Source organism: Candidatus Omnitrophota bacterium, from assembly GCA_028693815.1.
In the GTDB taxonomy this organism is placed as follows: Bacteria; Omnitrophota; Gorgyraeia; order Zapsychrales; family Aceulaceae; genus Aceula.
Window position 1 is genome coordinate 84,809 of sequence record JAQUUP010000004.1, and the last position, 21,321, is coordinate 106,129.

Here is a 21,321-nt window from a genome sequence, read left to right on the forward strand (position 1 = left end):
TGTGATGAAAAAGATATTTTGCCTAATGATTTTTTGCTGTTTAGGATTAGCGCTAACAAGTTTTTGTTTTGCTCAGTATGATACGGCAGAAAGCAAAATGGATGATTCTCTTTTAGAAGAACAAAAGGGTGAAACTCCTGCAAAAAAACAAATGGATGAATTTCTTTCAGAAGAGCAAGCAGATCAGGATAAAACGTCTAAAATCGTTAAGGTTATTGATATTCAAGGAAATAAAACAATTGGTACAACCGCTATTTTAGCAAAAATTAAAATACGAGTTGGAGATGAGTATTCATCAAATATTGCTGGAGATGATATTAAAAGACTTTTTAATACTGGATATTTTTCTGATGTTGCTATTGAAAAAGAAGATTATGAAGGTGGTGTAAAAGTTATTATTTATTTAACGGAAAAGCCTGTGATCGATAAAATTACATTTTCAAAGACAACTTATTATAGTACGCGTGCATTGACATTAAAAATTGAGAGCAAAGAAGGACGTTTCTTTGACCGAAAGAATTTGAAAGAAGACAAAAAGATTATAGCAGATTTGTATGCCAAGAAAGGTTTGACAGATGTTGTCATTGACGTTGATGTAACGACTGATGAGCAGAACAGCAAGGTGACGCTTCATTATATTATTGAGGAAGGCCAGCGGGTTAAGATTAAAAAGATTAATATTTCAGGAAATAAATTTTTTAGCTATAAACAAATAATCCGTGCGATAAAAACTAGGGCAGATTCTCTTTTTACTTCTGGGTATTTAAAGAGTGATATTTTAGAAGAAGACATGGAGCGTATCGCATTTCTTTATGCGGATGATGGCTTTTTAGATGCAAAAGCGACATATGCTATTGAACAGGTTGAAAAATCAAAACTGATTATCAACATTAGCGTTGAAGAAGGAAAACAGTATTTTGTTGGGGATATCGTTTTTGAAGGTAATGACATTGTTTTTACAGATAAAGAAATTGTTGAGGCCTTAGGAGAGCTAAAGTCAGATGAGACGTTTACGCCTAAAAAAATGGACGAAGCAATTTCTCGTCTTAATTCGAATTATTTTGATAAAGGATATATCTTTGTTAATATTCAGGACGCAACTTCGATTAATCCTGAAACAGGAAAAGTGGATGTGCGTCTTAACATCCAAGAGGGTGATATTGCGTATGTGAATAAAATCAATATTCAAGGAAATACAAGGACGAGAGATATCGTTGTTCGTCGTGAATTGCGCTTAAAGCCAGGAGATGTTTTTGATGGGGCTAAGCTGCGTCGCAGCAAAGAGCGTTTGAAGAATTTAGGATATTTTGAAGAAATTGATTATGACGTTCAAGATACGTCTTATTCGAATAAAAAAGATTTAGTTGTTCAGGTTAAGGAGGCTAAAACAGGGAGTTTTAGTTTTGGTGGCGGATATAGTACCGTCGATCAATTGGTTGGTTTTTTTGAGATTGAACAAAAGAATTTTGATTTTGCAAATTGGCCAACATTCACAGGAGGAGGTCAGGATATTTTGGTTCGTGCCGAACTTGGTTCTGTGCGTAATAATGCACGTTTAAGCTTTACCGAGCCATGGATTTTTGATTATCCAATATCAGGTGGGTTTGATCTTTACCAAACAAAAACTGATCGTGAGTCAGACACAGGCTATGCGTATGACGAAGAGCGAACTGGAGGCGATCTTCGCCTTGGAAAACAGCTAACAGAATATTTGTCTGCAGGGACAGTATATCGCATGGAAGAAATCACAATTAGTAATTTGGATACGAGTGCTGGTTCTGAGTTGCAAAAAGAGGTTGGAACAAATACGATAAGTTCGTTAAGTTTTAGTTTAACGCATGATTCTCGCGATAATATTTTTAGTCCAACAAAAGGACTTGTTTTAGGGGGAACTTTTGATTATGCGGGTGGATTTCTAGGAGGTGACAAGAATTTTTATCGCATCCAAACAAGGACAAGTTATTTGGTCCCGATATTAGATGATACAGTTTTAGAATTTCGCCTAAGAACGGGATTGGTTACTGCTTTTGGTGATTCTGACGAGGTTCCAATTTATGAACGTTTTTTTGCTGGTGGAGCCAGGACAATCCGAGGGTATGACGAAAGAAAGGTTGGTCCTCTTGATTCAGCAACAAATGATCCTATTGGAGGAGATAGCTTGTTGATTTTCAATGTTGAATACACTATTCCTTTGGTTGATTTTATTAAACTTGCAACATTTTTTGATGTTGGTAACGTTTGGACAGATATGGAAGACTTTGGAACAGGAGATTTAAAATCAGGAACAGGTTTAGGGCTTCGGATCAAGACGCCAATTGGCCCGATTAATTTAGATTACGGATATCCTCTCAATGATGTGTCAGGAGAAGATGACAGAACAGGAAAGTTTTATTTCAGCATTAGTCGATCGTTTTAATATATAATTAATTAATAAGGAGGTTTTTATGAAAAAAGTTATTGGTTTGTTCTTGGCAATGATTTTAGCATTATCATTAACAACGGTTAGCTATGCACAGTCTTCTCTTAGAATTGCATATGTTAATCTGAGTCGTGTTTTTGATGAATATTCTAAAACAAGTAATTATGATCAAACGTTAGAAAAGAAGAGCACAGAATATCAAAAGGAACGAAACAAAAAGCTTGAGAAAATTCAAGAAGCAGAGCGTAAACTTGTTTTGCTTAAAGAGGAAGAAAAAGAAAAATTAAAAATAGAAATTGATAAGAATAAAAATGATCTTATTGAGTTTGATCGTGAGAAACAAACAGATTTGCGCAAAGAGCGTGATGAGAAAATTCGTGAAATCTTGTTAGAAATTGAAGAAGTTGTTAAGGTTTATGCCGAGAAGGAAAAATACGATATTATTTTAAACGATCGTGTTTTAATTTATGGTAGTAAAGAATTAGAGATCACTGAAAAAGTTTTGGATATTCTTAACAAAAAGAATTAATAGGCGCTGTTTATCGACCTTTGTTCCACCAGAAGATGTATGGAAGTTAAAATATTTTGGTCTTTCTTTGGAAAGCAAAGGATGTTGATATTAGTTCTATTTTATTTCTTTGGAAAAGATTGATAAATGCAAAAAACTCTTGCTGAAATCGCACAGCTAATTGATGGAAAAGTCTTGGGAGATGAAAAGGTTTTTGTTACAGGTATCTCCGGAATTAAAGAGGCCAGGGAGGGAGATATCACCTTTGTGGCTGACCCAAAGTATTTTCCTTTAATCGAAGAGACAAAAGCTTCGGCGATTATCGTGTCTGAAAATATTTTATCAACAAAGAAAAATTTGATTTGCACAAAAGATCCATCTTTTGCATTTTCTAAGCTAGCAGTTAGTGTTGTTGGTGATTTGTCTCATCATATTCAAGGTATTCATCCAACAGCTGTTATTGCAGATGATGCTGTGATTGGCAAAAATGTCTGCATTGGCCCTCATGCGGTTATTCAAAGTAAAGTTGAAGTTGGAGACAATAGTATTGTCTATAGCGGATGCTTTATCGGATATGAGACTAAGATCGGAACAAAATGTTTGATTTATCCGAATGTGACAATCCGAGAGCGAGCTATGATCGGCAATAACGTGATTATTCATTCCGGAACAGTGATCGGATCTGATGGTTTTGGATTTAATGAAGTTGGCGGCGCGCATGAAAAGATTCCTCAAATTGGGACTGTTGTGATTGAAGATGATGTGGAGATTGGTTCTAACGTCACTGTTGATCGTGCGCGATTTGATAAGACGTTTATTGGCAAAGGGACAAAAATTGATAATTTGGTTCAGATTGCACATAATGTTACCATTGGCCGTCATTGTATTATTATTTCACAAACAGGTATTTCTGGTAGTGTTCAATTAGGAGATCGAGTGACGATTGCTGGTCAAGTCGGCATTGCTGGACATTTAACAATAGGGGAAGGAACTATTGTTGCTGCCCGTTCAGGCGTGACAAAATCAATTGCTCCCAAAATGATTGTTTCGGGATTTCCGGCTAAGCCACATGATAAGGCAAAAAGAATTAATGCTGCGGTTCAGCGTTTACCCGAATACGTGAAGACCATTAATGATTTGAAAAAAAGAATTGAAATTCTTGAACAAAATCAGAAATAACAATAGATATGAATCGAAAACAAAAAACAATTAAAAAAGAAGTTTCTGTTGAGGGCATTGGTCTTCATACAGGAAAAAAGGTAAAGCTTCTTTTTAGACCAGCAGAAAAGAATACAGGGATTCAGTTTGTAAGAGTTGATCTTGCCGAGCATCCGGTGATTGAGGCAAATTGTTCAGCTATTGTTGATGGAAAGGGAATGCCGCGCTGTACTTCTATTGGTAGAGACGGAGTTATTATTCATACTGTTGAACATGTGATGGCAGCGCTTTATGGCATGGAAATTGATAATATTATTATTGAAATTAACGGAGAGGAATTGCCAGGGCTTGATGGAAGTTGTATTGAGTTTTTAAAAGCTTTGAAGGTTGTTGGTGTTGTTGAACAAGATGCGCTAAAGGAAGTTTTTGAAGTTAAAGAGCCGATTTGGGTTGAAGACAAAGGGGCTTCTATTTTTATTGTTCCTTCAGATAGTTTTAGAATTTCATATACGTTGGATTATGATCACCCTGCTTTGTCTGCTCAAGTTTTTAATAAAAAGATTGATGGGACAATTTTTGAAGAACAAATTGCTTGCTCGAGAACTTTTTGTTTAGAAAGTGAGGCGAAAGCGCTTCAAGAAAAAGGATTGGGAAAAGGCGCTAATTATACAAATACGCTTGTTGTTGGGGATGATGGCGTTAAGGAGAATACGCTTCGCTCTCCTGAAGAATTTGCTAGACATAAAGTTTTAGATTTTATTGGAGACTTGTATCTTTTAGGAATGCCGATTTGTGGGCATGTGGTTGCTATGAAAAGTGGGCATAATTTAAATCGAAAGCTTTTGCAAAGAATTTCTGAACAAAAAGAAAAATATGCTTCTCAATTTGTAGAAACGGGCCATGAATTCGCTGGTAAGACGGTTCTTGATATTAACGATATACAGAAAATATTGCCACATCGTTATCCTTTCTTGTTTGTAGATCGCGTTGTTGAGCTTGAGCCCGGAAAGCGAGCTGTTGCTATTAAGAATGTAACTGCAAATGAAGGATTTTTTCAGGGACATTTTCCTGGAAAACCTGTTATGCCAGGAGTTCTTATGGTTGAGGCGATGGCGCAAGTTGGAGGTATTGCCGTATTAACAGATCCTCAGAATAAAGGCAAGTTGGCTCTTTTTATGGCAATTGATAAAGTTAAGTTTAGAAAAGTTGTAGAACCTGGCGATCAACTTGTTTTTGAAGTCGATGTGATGCGATGCAAATCTCGCATTGCGCAGGTTAGGGGTGTTGCTAAAACAGGTGACAAGGTTGTTGTTGAGGCAGAATTAATGTTTTCATTTACGGATTTTTCTTATTTAGACAATTGATCATGAAAATACATAAAACAGCGATTATCCATTCTAAGGCAAAAATAGACAAAACAGTCATTGTAGGACCTTATGCGTCTATTGGGGAAGGTGTTGTTTTATCTGATGGTGTAAAAATAGGGCAGGGTTGTGTCGTCCAAGGAAATACAACGATAGGAAAGAATTGTACATTGTTTACAGGGGCAGTTATTGGAAGCATTCCTCAGGATCGAAAATATAAGGAAGAGGAAAAGACTTATCTTGAGATTGGAGAAGATAATATTTTTCGTGAGTATGTAACTGTTAATCCTGGAACAGGCGAAGGCGGAAAAACTGTTATTGGAAACAATAATCTTTTGATGGCCTATTCTCATGTGGCGCATGATTGTGTTATTGGAGATAATTGTACGCTTGCTAATGTTGGAACTCTTGCTGGTCATGTAACATTAGAAGATGGAGCTGTCGTCGGTGGTTTGACGGCTATTCATCAATTTGTTCGATTAGGAAAGCTTTCAATTATTGGTGGATGTTCTAAGGTTGTGCAAGATATTCCGCCTTTTTCAACGTGCGATGGGCATCCAGCGCGTGTGTATGGATTGAATTCTATTGGCTTAAAGCGCGCCAATTTTTCTTTAGAAATAGTGAGACTTTTAAAGCAAGCTTTTAAATTATTATTTTTTTCTAATTTAATAAAAAAGCATGCTGTTGAAGAAATCAAAAAGAAAGTTTCGCTTACTGAGGAAATTCAGCATCTTATTAATTTTGTTGAGAGTTCCAAAAGAGGACTTTGCAGTTAATGGATAAAGAAAATAAAGAAAATAAAAAGAATCTTGGGCTCATTGCGGGAAACGGAAAGTTTCCCTTTCTTTTTGCTCGCGAGGCTCGACGACAAGGATGCCGAGTGACAGCGGTTGCGATTAAAGGAGATACGTCTATTTTGCTCACGCCGTTTGTTGATAAGATTTTTTGGTCAGGGGCAGGAGAACTTAAAAAACTTTTTGAATTTTTTAAAAGTGAAAACATCGAAGATGTGGTTATGGCAGGTCAGGTAAGCCAAAGAAATCTTTTTGATGAGAATCTTCCGATTGATGAGGAGTTCAAAAATCTTTTTGATGCAATTAAGGATCGAAAAGCAGATACTATTTTTTCTGCGATAGCAGATGCTTTAAAGCAAAATGGAATGATGCTTTTAGATTCGACTGTATTTTTGAAAGATTATTTAGCTTCAAAAGGAACGATTACTAAAAGGGGCCCGAGTCAACAAGAGCTTGATGACATTGAGTTTGGAGTTATTATTGCAAAACAGATGGGAGAGCTAGATGTTGGACAGACTGTTGTGATAAAAGATAAGGCGATTGTTGCGATTGAAGCGATGGAAGGAACAGATCAGGCAATTTTGCGTGGAGGAAGAATTGCGCAAAAAAAAGCTGTTGTAGTTAAAGCAAGTAAGCCGAATCAAGATTTACGATTTGATGTTCCGGTGGTAGGCGCAAGAACAATAAAAAATATGATTAAAGCAAAAGCTTCTTGTCTTGCGATTGAGGCTGGAAAGACGATTGTGATTGACGAAGATCGCTGTTTGCGATTAGCGAATAAGCATAATATTTGCATTGTGGGTATATAAAAATTTTTAGGAATATTGAAGTTTTGTTTTGGGCCACTTTCGCTGCGAAAGTGGCCCAAACTATGAAATTTTATTGACAGAAAAGGTCTCGTATGGTCTAATCAGTTAACATAAAACCGGGGAGGGCGCCAGGACGCTTCTGAGAACGCTGTGATGTAGACAGAAGACCCGTTATTCTGCCGTTTAAAGCAGATTTTACCTGATCTGGATAATGCCAGCGTAGGGAGAAAAAGTAGTTCTATTTTCCACTTCAGATCAGAAGTGGAATTTCTTTTTTCATCTACCTTGTAGGTTTTTTGAAGAGAAGATGTAAAGAAAGCCCAACGTAAGTTGGGTTCTTTAAGAGAGCATAAAAATAATAATGCAAAAACTCAAAGACCATAGCTTATATTTCGTTACTGGAGAAGAATATAGCGGTTCAAAAACAACTAAAGAAGTTGTGCTAGACGCGATTTTGGGCGGAGTTGATATTGTTCAGATGCGGGAGAAGAAAAAGTCTAAAAATGAGCTTTTGGCTTTGGGCCAAAAGCTTAAAGAAATTTGCCAGATTAATAATGTTCTTTTTATTGTCAATGACGATCCTTTTTTGACCAAAGAACTTAATGCTGATGGGGTTCATTTGGGTCAGCAGGATATTGAAAAATATCCTATTGAACAGGCGCGGGCTATTTTAGGTAATGAAAGAATAATTGGTGTCTCAACGCATTCGATTGAACAATTTCAAAATGCACAAAATCAGGATTGCGATTATTTAGCTTTTGGCCCAATTTTCTATACAAAAACAAAAGATTATTTTATTGGCCTTAATGATGTTAAGAATGTTTTAGAAGTTGCCCGAAAGCCTGTTGTGTTTATTGGTGGGATTAATCTAGAGAATATTGATTGTCTTCTGGAAGAAGGGGCAAGAAACATCGCTGTGATTCGTTGTATTGCAGCGTCGGAGGATGTTGTGAAAAGTACAAAAGAATTAAAGAACAAAATTATGCGAAAGGCTAAAAGATGAAAGTTCGCATTAATGGAAAAGAAGAAAATATAGAGGTTGAACTAACATTGTTAGCTCTTTTAGAGCAAAGAGGTTTGAGTCAAAAGAAAATTGTTGTTGAGCACAACGCAAAGATTGTAGATCGAGAAGATCTGTCTTCTTTGGCAATTAAAGAAGATGATGTTATTGAAATTATTAGTTTTGTTGGAGGAGGTTAAAAGTGAATGATATTTTAAAGATTGCGGATCAAAATCTTGAAAGTCGTTTGTTTATTGGGACGGGGAAATTTCCAAGTAAAAAGATTATTAAAGATGTTTTAGAAACTTCAGGTGCGTCTGTTGTGACTGTTGCGCTCAGGCGCGTTGATCAAGATTCAGAGGATGAAAATATTTTAGATTATATTCCGAAAAGTTGTTTGTTGATGCCAAATACATCTGGAGCTCGCAACGCTGAGGAGGCGATTCGTATTGCACGTCTTTCTAAGGCTGTTGGTTGTGGCAATTGGATAAAGATTGAAATTATTTCGGATAATAAATATTTGCTTCCTGATAATTTTGAAACAATTAAGGCAACAGAAATTTTATCGAAAGAAGGATTTGTGGTTCTGCCTTATATGAGTCCTGACTTGATGGCTGCAAAAAGATTGGTTGATGCTGGTGCAAAAGCTGTGATGCCTTTGGGTGCACCGATTGGGAGTAATCGGGGACTTAAAACAAAAGAGTTGGTTCGCATCATGGTTAATGAAATAAACATTCCGGTTATTGTTGATGCTGGCATTGGAAGTCCGACGCAAGCGGCTGAGTGCATGGAACTTGGGTGCGATGCTGTTTTAGTCAATACCGCTGTTGCCATTGCCGAGGATCCTGTTTCGATGGCAAGAGCATTTAAGTTAGCGGTCCAAGCTGGGCGCCTTGGGTATCTTTCGGGTTTAGGTTCTACAGGAAGTGAGGCTAGCGCATCGTCGCCTTTAACTGGATTCTTAAGAGAGGAAGAAAAAGTTTAGTTATGAGCTTTTACGATGTTTATAAGCAATACAAGGATTTTGATATTCAGAATTTTTTTGGTAACGTTGAATCTCAGATGATTCAAAAAGCTTTGAATGTGCCCAATGTATCAGAGTATCAATTTCTTTCTTTTTTATCATCAAGGGCAGAACCTTTTTTAGAGCAAATGGCGACACGATCTAGTCAGCTAACTCGACAGTATTTTGGAAAAACAATTCAGCTATATACTCCAATGTATGTTTCAAATTATTGTGAGAATGAATGTGTTTATTGTGGGTTTAATCGAAAAAATAAAATTCAAAGAAAGAAATTAAGTTTTGATGAGGTTAAGAAGGAAGCTGAGTTTATCTCGCAGACAGGGCTAAAGCATATTCTTCTTTTGACGGGTAGCTCGCGCGCGCAAAGTCCTGTTGGATACGTGAAAGAATGTGTTAAGATTTTACAGAAATATTTTAGTTCCGTTTCGCTCGAGGTTTATACGTTAACAACCGATGAATACAAAGAGTTAATTGATGCTGGCGTTGATGGATTAACTGTTTATCAAGAAGTTTATGATGAAGTTGTTTATAGTCAAGTTCATCAGGCAGGACCTAAATCAGATTATTTGTTTCGTCTTGATGCACCAGAGAGAGCTTTAAGCCAAAGAATGCGCACGGTTAATATTGGCGTTTTGCTAGGGCTTTCCCAGTGGCAGAAAGAAGTTTTTTTGCTGGGGCTTCACGCACAATATTTACAAGACAAATTCTTTGATTCAGAAATAAGCATTTCTCTTCCGCGTTTGCGTCCTGCCAAAGGGATGTTTCAACCAGCTTGTGTTGTAGAGGACAAAAGCATTGTTCAGATGATTTTGGCGCTTCGTATTTTCTTGCCACGACTAGGAATCACATTGTCGACGAGAGAAAGTGCACAATTTCGAGAGAATTTATTATCGTTGGGTATTACGCGAATGTCGGCAGGATCAACAACTGAGGTTGGTGGACACACAGCTATTGTTGACGAGAATAAGAAAAATGTGCAATTTGAAATATCAGATACGCGCAGTGTTTTGCAGATGATAAAGTTTTTGGAACAAAAAGGATATCAGCCGGTTTTAAAAGATTGGATGGCGATTTAATGGCGAACAGTTTTGAGCAAAAACTTTTGGAAGTTTTTGGAGAAAAGAAGTTCCAGAAGATTCAATCGGTAAAAATCGGCATTGCTGGCGCCGGAGGACTGGGGTCTAATTGTGCGTTTAATTTGGTGCGCGCTGGATTTAAGAATTTTTGTATTGTGGACTTTGATTTGGTAGAGTTTTCAAACCTGAATCGACAATTTTATTTTTATGATCAAAAAGGAATGAAAAAAGTTGAAGCCTTAAGCGAAAATCTTAAACGAATTAATCCTGACATCAGTCTTGAGGTTTCTGATCGAAAGATCGAAAGAAACAATATTGATGATTTGTTCGCTGATTGCGATGTTGTTGTTGAGGCTTTTGATAAGGCGGAGTATAAAAGCATTTTTGTTGAACATTTCTTGAAGACAGATAAATTCATTGTTTCTGCCTCAGGCCTTTGCGGCATCGGGCAAAGCGATGAGATTAAAACGCATCAGATAAAAAAGAATTTTGTTCTTATTGGTGATCTGAAAACTGATAGCGAAGAGAACTCGCCGTTGTCTCCACGCGTTAATATTGCAGCTGCTAAACAAGCGGATGCTGTTTTAGAGCATGTTTTAAGCTTGTAATATTTTTTTTAGAAAATTGATTGAAAATTATTGACACCCACACGCCCGTGTGGTAGTATTTATCTATGGTTAAGAATCTTACTGGTAAGCAAAAGAACGTTCTACGTTTCATTTTTAATCAGATTAGAAATGAAAAGATCCCGCCGACAATTCGAGAGATTGCTCAAGAATTTGGTTTTTCCTCAACCGGGACAGTGCGCGATTATCTCAAAGCTCTTGTTGATAAGGGCTATATTCGCGTCAATGAGGGGAAGGCAAGAGCTATAGAGTTGGTCAAAGAAGCTTTTCGCGTTCCTATTTTGGGTGTTGTGGCTGCTGGGAATCCTACGTTGGCTGTTGAAGATATCGAAGGATATGTGGATTTGGATGATGTTTATTTTTCAGATTCAGATATTTTTGCATTGCGCGTAAAAGGAGATAGCATGATCGAAGCCGGCATTATGCCCGATGATCTTGTTATGGTCCGACGACAATCCGTGGCTCAGGTTGGCGAGATTGTTGTTGCTTTAATAGGAGAAGAGGCTACAGTCAAGCGTCTTAGTAAGATAGGGACACATTATTTTCTTGTTCCGGCCAACCCAAAATATCAGCCTATTTCTGTTACAGCAGAGACTACCATTATGGGCAAGGTTATGACAAGCATTCGAAGATATCTTTAGGCAGAAATTTATTCTTTAGAAAAAAATCTTCCATTTTTAATTTCCTAATTCTTTTATTTGCTAGATATTAAGCATTTCTTGGTTTTTTATACCTATTTCTTGAGTGTTTTTTGCTAGGTGCTTTTCGTTGACACCTTTTGTGCTTTTCTATATAATAACATACTAATATTTAATATTAATACTAATTCCAATATATTAGAATTATCAAGCTTGTTTGAAATTATGATTATTGGGATTGCCCTGTGCTTTTTCTTGGTTTCAAATAGGAAGGCTAATTTTGTATAAACGTAAAACTTGGGTTAATAGCTAGGAGAATCTTGTGGAAATTGAAGAAATTAAACGAATTCGTAATGAAAAATTAGATAATCTTAAATCAAAAGGTCTAAACCCTTATGGTGGAAAATTTATCCGAACAACAAGTGTTTCAGGTGCTTTAAGCAATTTTGAGGAAGGAAAAGAGGTAATTGTCGCGGGTCGCATTATGGCTAGCCGAACACATGGTAAGGTTATTTTTATGGATCTTGTTGATTTAAGTGGAAAAATACAACTTTTTATAAAATTAGACAATGTTGGAGAAGCACTTTTTGATATAGCGCATCATTTGGATATTGGAGATATTATTGGTGTTAAAGGCCAGCTTTTTAAGACAAAAACAGAGCAGGAAAGTATTCGTGTTTTTGAAATTACAATTTTATCAAAATCTTTGATGTGTCTTCCCGAGAAATGGCATGGGCTAAAAGATGTCGAGATTCGATATCGTCAGCGTTATGTGGATCTAATTGCTAATGGCGAGGTTAAAGAGCTATTTGTTAAAAGAAGCAAGATTGTCTCGATGATTCGTTCTTTTTTAGATAAAAAAGAATTTTTAGAGGTTGAAACTCCGATGCTTCAGCCTATGGCTGGCGGTGCGCGCGGAAGGCCTTTTAAGAGTTTGCACAATACCTACGATATGGATGTTTTTTTGCGCATTGCTCCGGAACTTTATCTTAAACGACTTTTGGTTGGTGGCCTTGAAAAGGTTTATGAGATGAATCGTAATTTTAGAAATGAAGGCATTTCGACGAGACATAACCCAGAGTTTACTATGCTCGAGGTCTATGAAGCATATGCTGATTATAATGACATGATGAATTTGACAGAAGAGCTGATTAGTTCTTTAGCTAAAGAATTGCATGGAAGTTACAAAGTGATGTATCAAGGAAAAGAAATTGATTTTACACCCCCTTGGGAAAGACGGTCTTTTACGAAAATTGTAAAAGATAAATTTGATATCAATTCAACTGATGATGCTGTAACAATGCTTAAAAAAGTAAAACTTGAAAGAAAAGTTGCAGCGGTTGATACTTTGACACGTTCAGCGGTTATGAAAATTGTTGAGGATCTTTTGGATGAAGAAGCGACAATGAATCCAATATTTTTAGTTGATTATTTTACATTCTTGTCTCCGCTTGCAAAGGCAAAGGACGATGATCCTTCTGTTGCACAGCGCTTTGAATGCTTTGTTGCTGGCATGGAAGTTGGAAATGCTTATTCTGAGCTCAATGATCCGACAGAGCAGCGTCAGCGTTTGATTGAAGATTTAAAGGATGACACTGAGACAGGTTTGCGAAATGTTGACGAAGACTTTTTAAATGCTCTTGAATACGGTATGCCTCCAGCAGGAGGATTGGGTATTGGCATTGATCGACTAGTGATGCTTTTGACAGATGCGCCGTCTATCCGAGATGTTATTTTGTTTCCACTTTTAAAGCCACAGGCAAAAAATGATAAGGGTGAAAATGAATTATGAGAGCTGGATAAGTTTTCGCTATTTGTCGGCTAAAAAAGAGCCGTTCTTAGCACTTATTAACTTTGTGGCTATTGCTGGTGTTGCAATTGGTGTCACAGCGCTTATTATTGTCATTGGAGTCATGACAGGATTTGATCGGGATTTACGTGAAAAAATCATTGGAACAAATGCGCATATTGTGATCGAAAAAGAAACGGGTGTTCAGTCTCCTCAGAAATTGGAAGATAAAATTAAGCTCATTGACGGTGTGGAAGCTGCAACTCCATATGTGCAAGGTCCACTTTTTTTAGAATATGATAATCAGGTTATGAATATTGTAGCGCGCGGCGTTGATCCTAAAACAGCAGGAGATGTTACAAAAATAAAAGAATATCTTGTTAAGGGTAGCCTCGAAGACTTATCTGGTAATGGCGTAATTATTGGAAGCGAGCTTTCAAATTATCTAGGGAAGAAAATAGGTGACATTCTTACTGTGATTGCACCGGTAGCAGGGCGTGCTGGCAATGGGTGGCGCCATGAGCTTGTCATTACAGGTATTTTTAGTTCTGGGATGTATGATTATGATATGACGTTGGCTTTGATTAGTCTTCCAAAAGCGCAGGAAATTTTTGGTCTTCCTAAAAACACTGTGAACGGAATTGCGCTAAAACTTAAAGATGTATATGCAGCACCAGAAATAAAGAAAGAAATTTATCAAGCCATGGGGTATAGTTTTTTGGTAAAAACGTGGATTGATTCAAATCGAAACTTTTTTGCAGCGCTCAAGCTTGAGAAGTTTGCTATGTTTATAATTTTAACGCTCATTGTTTTGGTTGCTTCATTTAACATTGTTAGTACGCTTATTGTTACGGTAACTAGTAAAATTAAGGATATCGGTATCTTGAAGGCTATTGGCGTACCGCGAAAAGCAATTGAACGAATTTTTGTGATGAAAGGTATGGTTATTGGAATTGTCGGAACATTTTTTGGTTTTGTTGGAGGCGTGGGCCTAAGTTTGCTTTTGAAGAAATATCAGTTTATTAAATTGCCCCAAGAAATTTATTATATTGATCGATTGCCCATTCTTTTGGAGCTAGGAGATCTTTTGATGATTGCAGCAGCAGCTTTCGTGATTAGCTATTGCGCAACCATTTACCCTGCAAAAAAAGCAGGTGCATTAGAACCCGTGGAGGCGTTGCGTTACGAATAAAAATGTTTAGCACAGTCAATGTCCATAAAACATATTACGATGTTGGTCAACCGGTAGAAGTCTTGCGGGGCGTTGATCTGACAATTTGCGAAAAGGAATTTGTTGCTCTGGTTGGTCCTTCGGGTGCTGGCAAATCAACGCTTTTGCATATTCTAGGAGGGTTGGATAAGCCAAGTAAGGGCTATGTTCTTTTTAATGAAAAAGATATTTATGAATTAAATGATGCAAAGCGTTCATTTCTGCTTAATACCGAAATAGGTTTTGTTTTTCAGTTTTATCATCTCTTGCCGGAGTTTACGGCTCTTGAAAATATTATTTTGCCAGGGTTGATTAATCAAACTTTTAGCAACAAGAAAAAATTGGAGAAAACAGGACAAACGCTGTTGGAAAAAGTTGGGCTTGGTCATCGTGCTCATCATAAGCCTGCTCAGTTATCTGGTGGTGAGCAGCAAAGAGTGGCTATCGCCCGTTGCTTGATTAATGATCCAAAAATTATTTTGTGTGATGAGCCGACAGGAAATTTAGATTCAAAATCTGGTGAAAAAATTATGAATCTTTTGCTGCAGCTTAATCAAGATTTTGGTCAAACAGTTGTGATGGTAACACACGATCAAAGCATTGCTCAGAGGGCAAAAAGAGTTGTTTGCATTCAAGATGGAAAATTATCTATTTAAACTATATTTTAAAAAGGGGACAGTATGAAAATTTATTTAGATGGAAAGCTTGTAGAAAAAAAAGATGCAAAAATATCTGTATTTGATCATGGCTATCTTTATGGAGACGGAGTGTTTGAGGGAATTAGATCCTACAAGAATAATGTTTTTAAATTAAACGAACATGTTAAGCGCCTTTATGAAACAGCGCATACCTTGATGCTAGAGATTCCATTAAGTAAAAAGGAAATGATCCAAGCAATTATAAAAACGCTTAAAGTTAACCATCTGTCGGACGCCTATATTCGCGTTGTGGTTAGTCGTGGAGCAGGAGATCTTGGTCTTGATCCTAAAAAATGTACAGGGAAAGCAACTGTTGTAATTATTGCAGATAAAATTACTCTTTATCCAAAAGAGCTTTATCAAAATGGCATGGAAATTATTACGGTTCCGACTGTGCGTAATTTAAACGAAGCGCTTAATCCGCAGTTAAAATCTTTGAACTATCTTAATAATATTCTTGCAAAAATTGAAGCTAGCACCTCTGGGTATATGGAAGCGTTAATGCTTGATTCGCAAGGCTATGTTGCTGAATGCACGGGTGATAATATTTTTATTTTAAGAAATGGAGAACTTTTGACACCACCGAATGCACGACTGTGTGGCATTACGCGCGATGCTGTTATTGCTCTTGCGAAAAAGAATAAAATAAAAACATTTGAGCGGTTAATGACACGTCATGAAGTATATACGGCGGATGAATGTTTTCTAACAGGAACAGCGGCTGAAGTTATTCCGATTGTTAAAGTTGATAGTCGGGTGATTGGCTCTGGAAAACCAGGAAAAACAACATTAAAACTTATTAAGCTTTTTAAGATGATTACGTCAAAAGATGGTGTGAAATATTAAAATTATTATTTGGAGGATATTTTATGCAGTGCGATGCTTGCGGAAAGAAAAAAGCAACAGTTCATTTAACAGAGATTATTGACGGACAAATGGCAGAGATGCATATTTGCGAAGATTGCGCTAAGGAACGTAGTGTGCAAATGGAGCAGCAATTTGGGTTGGCTGATCTTTTAGCTGGATTATCTGATTTTGGCAAACAGATTAAAGCTGAAGAAAAGGTAAAGCTGCAATGCCCAAACTGTTCGTTAAGTTATGATGATTTTAGAAAATTTGGACGATTAGGATGTAGCGAATGTTATTCATCTTTTCGTTCCCATTTAACTTCGCTTTTAAAAAAAATTCATGGATCGGGCCATCATTTGGGCAAGGCGCCGTTGCGTTTTAAGGAAGAAATTAAGACAGAATCCTTAGGGAAAAGCTCAGGAGGTAAAGAAGACTCGCTTCAAAGTTTAAAAAATAAATTACAACAAGCGATTTTGTCTGAAGATTTTGAACAAGCTGCAATTTTGCGAGATAAAATTCGATCCCTTGAGAGCAAAGGAGAGAGCGTATGAATCTAGAAGATCTTATTCACCATACCGGTGAATGGCTTAAAGGCACAGGGCCGCAGTCACATATTGTTATGTCTTCTAGAATTCGATTAGCTAGGAATTTAGAAAAAATTCCATTTCCGACAAGAGCGAACCGAAAAGATTTGGCTGAAGTTTTTGAGACAACGCAGAATGCGATTGCATCAACTGATTATTTTAAAGATTCAATCTTGCTTAAGATTAATGAGATGGATAATTTAGATCGTCAATTTTTAATTGAGCGCCATTTGATGAGCCATGATCATGCGGCTTCAGGCGAAGGGAAGGCGATTGTTGTTTCAACAGAAGAAGTTTTGTCTATTATGATTAATGAGGAGGATCATCTTCGTATTCAGGTGATGCAATCTGGATTTGATTTATCAGAAACTTGGAAAATTATAAGCATGATTGATGATTTATTATCTGAGAAAATTTCTTATGCGTTTAGATCAGATTGGGGCTATTTAACCGCGTGTCCAACGAATACAGGAACAGGTATTCGCGGATCGGTGATGCTTCATTTGCCAGCACTTGTGATGACGAAGCAGATTAATAAAGTTTTAGAGGCAATTGCTAAGTTGAGTTTTGCGTCGCGTGGATTTTATGGTGAAGGGACACAAGCGATTGGAAATTTCTTCCAGATCTCTAATCAAGTTTCTTTGGGTCATAGCGAAGAAGATATTTTACAAAACATCAATGGACTTGTTCGCCAAATTATTGAACAAGAAGAGCAAGCTCGTCAGGCATTATTAGTTCAAAATAAATCTATTTTGGAAGATAAGATTTGTCGATCTTTAGGCATCTTAAGGAATGCGCATATTATTTCAAGTCAGGAGACTGTTGATTTATTGTCGATGGTGCGATTAGGCATTGATTCTGGAATTGTTAAAGAGGTAAGCACACAATCAATTAATGAATTATTTATTATGATTCAACCAGCACATCTTCAAAAGATTGAAGGTAAAAAATTAGGCGCCTCTGAGCGGGATGCTAAAAGAGCGGCGCTAATTCGAGATAAATTAGGCAAAGCATAAAAATTATTTTAATATTATTTTTTTATTATTAGGAGGTTGTATATGTTTAACAGATTTACAGAGCGCGCAAGAAAAGTTATTGTCTTAGCAAAAGAAGAAGCTAAACGATTTAATCATGATTATATCGGAACAGAGCATTTGCTTCTTGGGCTTATTCGAGAAGGCGAGGGTGTGGCAGCTGCGGTTTTACAGAAATTGGGGCTTGATCTTGAATCTATTCGAATCGAAGTTGAGAAGGTTGTCCAACCTGGGCCTCAAACACAGGTTATGGGAGACATTCCATTTACTCCGCGTTCTAAAAAGGCGCTAGAGCTTTCAGCTGAAGAAGCTAGAGCCTTGGGTCATAATTATATTGGAACAGAGCATTTGCTTCTTGGGCTTATTCGAGAAGGCGAGGGTGTGGCATATCGTGTATTTTTAAATATGGGTGTAGATTTAGAAAAAGTGCGAAATGAAATTATGGAACTTCTTGGCTCCGGTATTCCAGGATTTGGAGCAGAAGAAGAGAAGGTCAAAAAAGGAAAGACGCCCGCTATTGATGCCTATGGACGAAATTTAAACAAACTTGCACAAGAGGGAAAGCTTGATCCTGTTATTGGTCGTTCTATGGAGATTGAACGGATTGTTCAAATTTTAACACGTCGCAATAAGAATAATCCTGTTTTGATTGGTGAAGCTGGCGTTGGAAAAACAGCGATTGTTGAAGGCCTTGCACAATTGATTGAGGCAGGTAATATTCCTGAGAATTTAAGAGGTAAAAATATTATTGTTCTTGATTTGGCCATGATGATTGCTGGAACAAAATATCGAGGTCAGTTTGAAGAACGAATCAAAGCGATTATGGACGAGATCAAGCGTTCAAAAAAAATTATTTTATTTATTGATGAAATTCATACACTTGTTGGGGCTGGTGCGGCTGAGGGTGCGATCGATGCGGCTAATATTCTTAAGCCGGCTTTGGCTCGAGGAGAAATTCAATGTGTTGGAGCAACGACGATTGATGAATATCGAAAGAATATTGAAAAAGATGCTGCTTTGGAAAGGCGTTTTCAGACGATTATGGTTGAACCGCCATCGGTAGATGAAACGATCCAAATTTTACGAGGACTTCAAGATAGATATGAAGCGCATCATAGGGTTAAGTATTCTCCTGAGGCCATTGAGGCTGCGGCAAAATTATCAGATCGTTATGTTTCGGGGCGTTTTTTGCCAGATAAGGCCGTGGATCTTTTGGACGAGACAGGTGCACGTGCAAGTTTAGATGCGATGGTTGTTCCTGAAGACATTAAAAAGTCTGAAGAAGAGATTGATCAACTTAAACATGAAAAAGAAGCTTTTATTAAAAGTCAAAATTTTGAGAAGGCAGCGCAAATGCGTGACACAGAACGAGAAGCAAGAGAGAAGCTTGATTTAATGCGAAAAGAATGGATGCAGCATCGGGATAGCGTGACGCCAACAATCACTGAAGAGGATATTGCTCGAGTTATTGCTCAGTGGACTAAGATTCCTTTGTTTCGTTTAGAGCAGAAAGAAAGCGAGAAGCTCTTAAAACTTGAGGAAAACTTATCTAAAATCGTTATTGGTCAAAAAGAAGCGATTAGTGCGATTGCACGTGCGGTGCGTCGTTCACGTGCAGGGATTAAGAATCCTGCGCGGCCGATTGGTTCTTTTATGTTTTTGGGCCCAACAGGTGTTGGAAAAACGCTTCTAGGGCAGGTTCTTTCTGAATTTATGTTTGGCGATCAGAATTCTATTATTCAAATCGATATGTCTGAATATATGGACAAATTCAACGTGTCTCGTTTGATTGGTGCGCCTCCTGGATATGTTGGGTATGAAGAGGGTGGTCAGTTGACCGAAAAGGTGAGGCGCAAGCCTTATGCTGTTGTGCTTTTAGACGAAATTGAAAAAGCTCATCAAGATGTTTTTAATCTTTTGTTGCAAGTTTTGGAAAATGGCCGTCTTACAGATAGTTTAGGTCGACGTGTTGATTTTAGGAATACAATTATTATCATGACTTCTAATGTTGGTGCAGAACTTTTAAGACAAAAAGGTTCGCTTGGGTTTGCATCGCAGAACAAGGAAGTGACATATCAAGATTTAAAATTGCATCTTTTAGATGAAGTCAAGAAAACATTTAAGCCAGAGTTTTTAAATCGGCTAGATGATATTATTGTTTTTCAATCTTTGACTAAAGAAGATCTTATTAAGATTGTTAATCTAGAAGTTCAAGAAGTAACGGATCGGCTGAAAGAGAAAGATATTCATATTAAACTTTCCGATGAGGCAATTGAGTTTTTTATTGAGAAAGGATTTGATCCGACTTTTGGTGCGCGTCCTCTTAAAAGGACTATCCAGCGATTCTTGGAGGATCCTTTGGCAGAAGATATGATTTCTGGTCGATTTAAAGAGGGCAGTACGGTTACTGTTAAGAGAAAAAATGAAGAACTGACATTCGAATAAATGATAAAAAAAATTATTATTGGTGCTAGCGTTTTCCTGCTATGGGCAAATATAGCTTGCGCAGATTTTTCTTTTCGGGGAACCGCAAATTTATTAACTAAGGAAGTGAATCTAGAGCTAAATGCTTCTGATCACGGGACTGTTTTTTTTCGAGGCGTTAGCGTAGATGACAGGACTATTGATTTTGATTTGTCGCTTTATGAAGTCAAGGTGCTTATTTTTGATATTTCGACAGCACTAAAAGGAACTGCAAAAGTTATTGAGCGTCCTAACGCAGAACCTTTTATTCGTGGGTTTGTTGGGCGAGATGAGCAAGATTTTAAGACAGATGAGAGAAAATATATTTCTCTTGGAGCATTTGAATTCAAAGATGATAAGTTTTTTCTTGATCCGGTGTCTTTTAATGGATTGACCGCTCGAGGATATCTTTCATTGCTTAAGCCGTACGATATTGATTTGTCGCTTCTTTTTTTAGATGTACTGCTATCTGATTTCTTGTCTTGGGTTAATCCAGGGCATAATATGTATGCAGAAAGTGATATTTCAGGAAAGATTCAGCTAAGCGGTGTTGCAGATCATCCATTCGTGGATGGAAAATTAAGTTCATATGACGGACAGATTGAAGATTTTAAGTACGATAATATTGTTTTAAATTTTCAAGGATCGTATCCTATCTTTGAACTAATTCAGACAAGCGTTACAGAGCAAGGTGGTGTTAGCGGCAATGTCGAAGGGACGATTGATCTTTCTGAAGGGTTTGTTGATTTTGAGAAACAAATAGCAAAATTAAAAGTTTCTCCTTTGATTCGTGAAACAGATATTCAGAAAGAGTGGACGATTAAGCAGCAAAAAGGCCGTAAAAGAGAAAGTGAGACGCAATTTAAATATCGTATGCGCAAAGATCAAGGTTCTCCTGGATATGGAGAAGCGGATATGCTGACGATACAGCGAAGCATTAAATTTTAACTCTTTTCAGTGTGTTTTATCGAGTTGCGCTGAAGCAAAATTAATCGAATAACTTACGTTGACTAATGTTTTGTAAGGTATGGTTTTATTTATGAAAACAAAAACGTTGTATGTTTGTCAAGAGTGCGGCGCGCAATCATCGGGATGGCTTGGGAAATGCTCGAGCTGTCAGAGTTGGAATTCGTTTGTTGAAGAGCGTATGAATCCCGTTGAAACGCCTAGGGATGAAATGTTTTTTAAGCAATCTCCTGTTTTGTTAAGCGAGGTGCCGACTCAAGATGAATATCGGTTTAAAACAGACAATGAAGAATTTGATCGTGTTTTAGGTGG

General features: G+C 37.2%; 21 protein-coding genes. All 21 read left to right on the forward strand.

Going from position 1 to position 21,321, the window contains the following annotated elements; all coding sequences use genetic code 11:
* Positions 1-4: 4 nt before the first annotated feature.
* A complete protein-coding gene (bamA, locus tag PHY73_02515; GenBank protein MDD3374579.1) occupies positions 5-2,416 on the forward strand; it encodes an outer membrane protein assembly factor BamA in 2,412 nt (803 codons plus the stop codon).
* 28 nt (positions 2,417-2,444) lie between these two features.
* Complete coding sequence (locus tag PHY73_02520) at positions 2,445-2,948, forward strand: OmpH family outer membrane protein (protein ID MDD3374580.1); 504 nt, start codon at positions 2,445-2,447, stop codon at positions 2,946-2,948.
* A 126-nt stretch (positions 2,949-3,074) separates the two neighbouring features.
* Positions 3,075-4,106 (forward strand): UDP-3-O-(3-hydroxymyristoyl)glucosamine N-acyltransferase, encoded by a 1,032-nt coding sequence (gene lpxD, locus PHY73_02525; GenBank protein ID MDD3374581.1) that lies wholly within the window; start codon positions 3,075-3,077, stop codon positions 4,104-4,106.
* A gap of 8 nt (positions 4,107-4,114) precedes the next feature.
* Positions 4,115-5,449: a bifunctional UDP-3-O-[3-hydroxymyristoyl] N-acetylglucosamine deacetylase/3-hydroxyacyl-ACP dehydratase gene (locus PHY73_02530; GenBank protein MDD3374582.1), complete on the forward strand. Its 1,335-nt coding sequence runs from the start codon at positions 4,115-4,117 to the stop codon at positions 5,447-5,449.
* Between the two features lie 2 nt (positions 5,450-5,451).
* Entirely contained in the window at positions 5,452-6,225 is a 774-nt protein-coding gene (gene lpxA, locus PHY73_02535) for an acyl-ACP--UDP-N-acetylglucosamine O-acyltransferase (GenBank protein ID MDD3374583.1), read from the forward strand.
* A complete protein-coding gene (lpxI, locus tag PHY73_02540; protein MDD3374584.1) occupies positions 6,225-7,052 on the forward strand; it encodes a UDP-2,3-diacylglucosamine diphosphatase LpxI in 828 nt (275 codons plus the stop codon). The genes lpxA and lpxI overlap by 1 nt, the downstream gene beginning before the upstream one ends.
* A gap of 361 nt (positions 7,053-7,413) precedes the next feature.
* Positions 7,414-8,055, forward strand: coding sequence for a thiamine phosphate synthase (gene thiE / locus PHY73_02545; protein MDD3374585.1), 642 nt, complete (start codon positions 7,414-7,416; stop codon positions 8,053-8,055).
* Positions 8,052-8,252, forward strand: a complete 201-nt coding sequence (gene thiS, locus PHY73_02550) for a sulfur carrier protein ThiS (protein ID MDD3374586.1) — start codon at positions 8,052-8,054, stop codon at positions 8,250-8,252. The genes thiE and thiS overlap by 4 nt, the downstream gene beginning before the upstream one ends.
* Positions 8,253-8,254: 2 nt before the next feature.
* Entirely contained in the window at positions 8,255-9,037 is a 783-nt protein-coding gene (locus tag PHY73_02555) for a thiazole synthase (GenBank protein ID MDD3374587.1), read from the forward strand.
* Positions 9,038-9,039: 2 nt separating this feature from the next.
* On the forward strand, positions 9,040-10,152 hold the full coding sequence (gene thiH, locus PHY73_02560) for a 2-iminoacetate synthase ThiH (protein ID MDD3374588.1): 1,113 nt from the start codon (positions 9,040-9,042) through the stop codon (positions 10,150-10,152).
* A complete protein-coding gene (gene thiF, locus PHY73_02565) occupies positions 10,152-10,760 on the forward strand; it encodes a sulfur carrier protein ThiS adenylyltransferase ThiF (GenBank protein ID MDD3374589.1) in 609 nt (202 codons plus the stop codon). Before thiH ends, thiF begins: the two co-directional genes overlap by 1 nt.
* A gap of 65 nt (positions 10,761-10,825) precedes the next feature.
* Positions 10,826-11,419: a transcriptional repressor LexA gene (gene lexA / locus PHY73_02570; protein ID MDD3374590.1), complete on the forward strand. Its 594-nt coding sequence runs from the start codon at positions 10,826-10,828 to the stop codon at positions 11,417-11,419.
* 319 nt (positions 11,420-11,738) lie between these two features.
* On the forward strand, positions 11,739-13,208 hold the full coding sequence (gene lysS / locus PHY73_02575) for a lysine--tRNA ligase (protein ID MDD3374591.1): 1,470 nt from the start codon (positions 11,739-11,741) through the stop codon (positions 13,206-13,208).
* Entirely contained in the window at positions 13,183-14,397 is a 1,215-nt protein-coding gene (locus tag PHY73_02580) for an ABC transporter permease (GenBank protein MDD3374592.1), read from the forward strand. Before lysS ends, PHY73_02580 begins: the two co-directional genes overlap by 26 nt.
* Before the next feature lie 2 nt (positions 14,398-14,399).
* Complete coding sequence (locus PHY73_02585) at positions 14,400-15,071, forward strand: ABC transporter ATP-binding protein (protein MDD3374593.1); 672 nt, start codon at positions 14,400-14,402, stop codon at positions 15,069-15,071.
* A 24-nt stretch (positions 15,072-15,095) separates the two neighbouring features.
* A complete protein-coding gene (gene ilvE / locus PHY73_02590; GenBank protein MDD3374594.1) occupies positions 15,096-15,959 on the forward strand; it encodes a branched-chain-amino-acid transaminase in 864 nt (287 codons plus the stop codon).
* A gap of 23 nt (positions 15,960-15,982) precedes the next feature.
* Positions 15,983-16,513: a UvrB/UvrC motif-containing protein gene (locus PHY73_02595; protein ID MDD3374595.1), complete on the forward strand. Its 531-nt coding sequence runs from the start codon at positions 15,983-15,985 to the stop codon at positions 16,511-16,513.
* Complete coding sequence (locus PHY73_02600) at positions 16,510-17,562, forward strand: protein arginine kinase (GenBank protein MDD3374596.1); 1,053 nt, start codon at positions 16,510-16,512, stop codon at positions 17,560-17,562. The genes PHY73_02595 and PHY73_02600 overlap by 4 nt, the downstream gene beginning before the upstream one ends.
* Positions 17,563-17,604: 42 nt before the next feature.
* Positions 17,605-20,025: an ATP-dependent Clp protease ATP-binding subunit gene (locus tag PHY73_02605; GenBank protein ID MDD3374597.1), complete on the forward strand. Its 2,421-nt coding sequence runs from the start codon at positions 17,605-17,607 to the stop codon at positions 20,023-20,025.
* Entirely contained in the window at positions 20,026-20,991 is a 966-nt protein-coding gene (locus tag PHY73_02610; GenBank protein MDD3374598.1) for a hypothetical protein, read from the forward strand.
* A 91-nt stretch (positions 20,992-21,082) separates the two neighbouring features.
* The coding region (locus PHY73_02615) for a DNA repair protein RadA (GenBank protein MDD3374599.1) at positions 21,083-21,321 on the forward strand (239 nt) is incomplete at its 3' end.

Excerpts from the sequence above, each read along its gene's own strand:
- bamA (MDD3374579.1), top strand. The coding sequence starts at position 5 with ATGAAAAAGATATTTTGCCTAATGATTTTTTGCTGTTTAGGATTAGCG.
- PHY73_02520 (MDD3374580.1), top strand. The coding sequence starts at position 2,445 with ATGAAAAAAGTTATTGGTTTGTTCTTGGCAATGATTTTAGCATTATCA.
- lpxD (MDD3374581.1), top strand. The coding sequence starts at position 3,075 with ATGCAAAAAACTCTTGCTGAAATCGCACAGCTAATTGATGGAAAAGTC.
- PHY73_02530 (MDD3374582.1), top strand. The coding sequence starts at position 4,115 with ATGAATCGAAAACAAAAAACAATTAAAAAAGAAGTTTCTGTTGAGGGC.
- lpxA (MDD3374583.1), top strand. The coding sequence starts at position 5,452 with ATGAAAATACATAAAACAGCGATTATCCATTCTAAGGCAAAAATAGAC.
- lpxI (MDD3374584.1), top strand. The coding sequence starts at position 6,225 with ATGGATAAAGAAAATAAAGAAAATAAAAAGAATCTTGGGCTCATTGCG.
- thiE (MDD3374585.1), top strand. The coding sequence starts at position 7,414 with ATGCAAAAACTCAAAGACCATAGCTTATATTTCGTTACTGGAGAAGAA.
- thiS (MDD3374586.1), top strand. The coding sequence starts at position 8,052 with ATGAAAGTTCGCATTAATGGAAAAGAAGAAAATATAGAGGTTGAACTA.
- thiH (MDD3374588.1), top strand. The coding sequence starts at position 9,040 with ATGAGCTTTTACGATGTTTATAAGCAATACAAGGATTTTGATATTCAG.
- thiF (MDD3374589.1), top strand. The coding sequence starts at position 10,152 with ATGGCGAACAGTTTTGAGCAAAAACTTTTGGAAGTTTTTGGAGAAAAG.
- lexA (MDD3374590.1), top strand. The coding sequence starts at position 10,826 with ATGGTTAAGAATCTTACTGGTAAGCAAAAGAACGTTCTACGTTTCATT.
- PHY73_02580 (MDD3374592.1), top strand. The coding sequence starts at position 13,183 with ATGATAAGGGTGAAAATGAATTATGAGAGCTGGATAAGTTTTCGCTAT.
- PHY73_02585 (MDD3374593.1), top strand. The coding sequence starts at position 14,400 with ATGTTTAGCACAGTCAATGTCCATAAAACATATTACGATGTTGGTCAA.
- ilvE (MDD3374594.1), top strand. The coding sequence starts at position 15,096 with ATGAAAATTTATTTAGATGGAAAGCTTGTAGAAAAAAAAGATGCAAAA.
- PHY73_02595 (MDD3374595.1), top strand. The coding sequence starts at position 15,983 with ATGCAGTGCGATGCTTGCGGAAAGAAAAAAGCAACAGTTCATTTAACA.
- PHY73_02600 (MDD3374596.1), top strand. The coding sequence starts at position 16,510 with ATGAATCTAGAAGATCTTATTCACCATACCGGTGAATGGCTTAAAGGC.
- PHY73_02605 (MDD3374597.1), top strand. The coding sequence starts at position 17,605 with ATGTTTAACAGATTTACAGAGCGCGCAAGAAAAGTTATTGTCTTAGCA.
- PHY73_02610 (MDD3374598.1), top strand. The coding sequence starts at position 20,026 with ATGATAAAAAAAATTATTATTGGTGCTAGCGTTTTCCTGCTATGGGCA.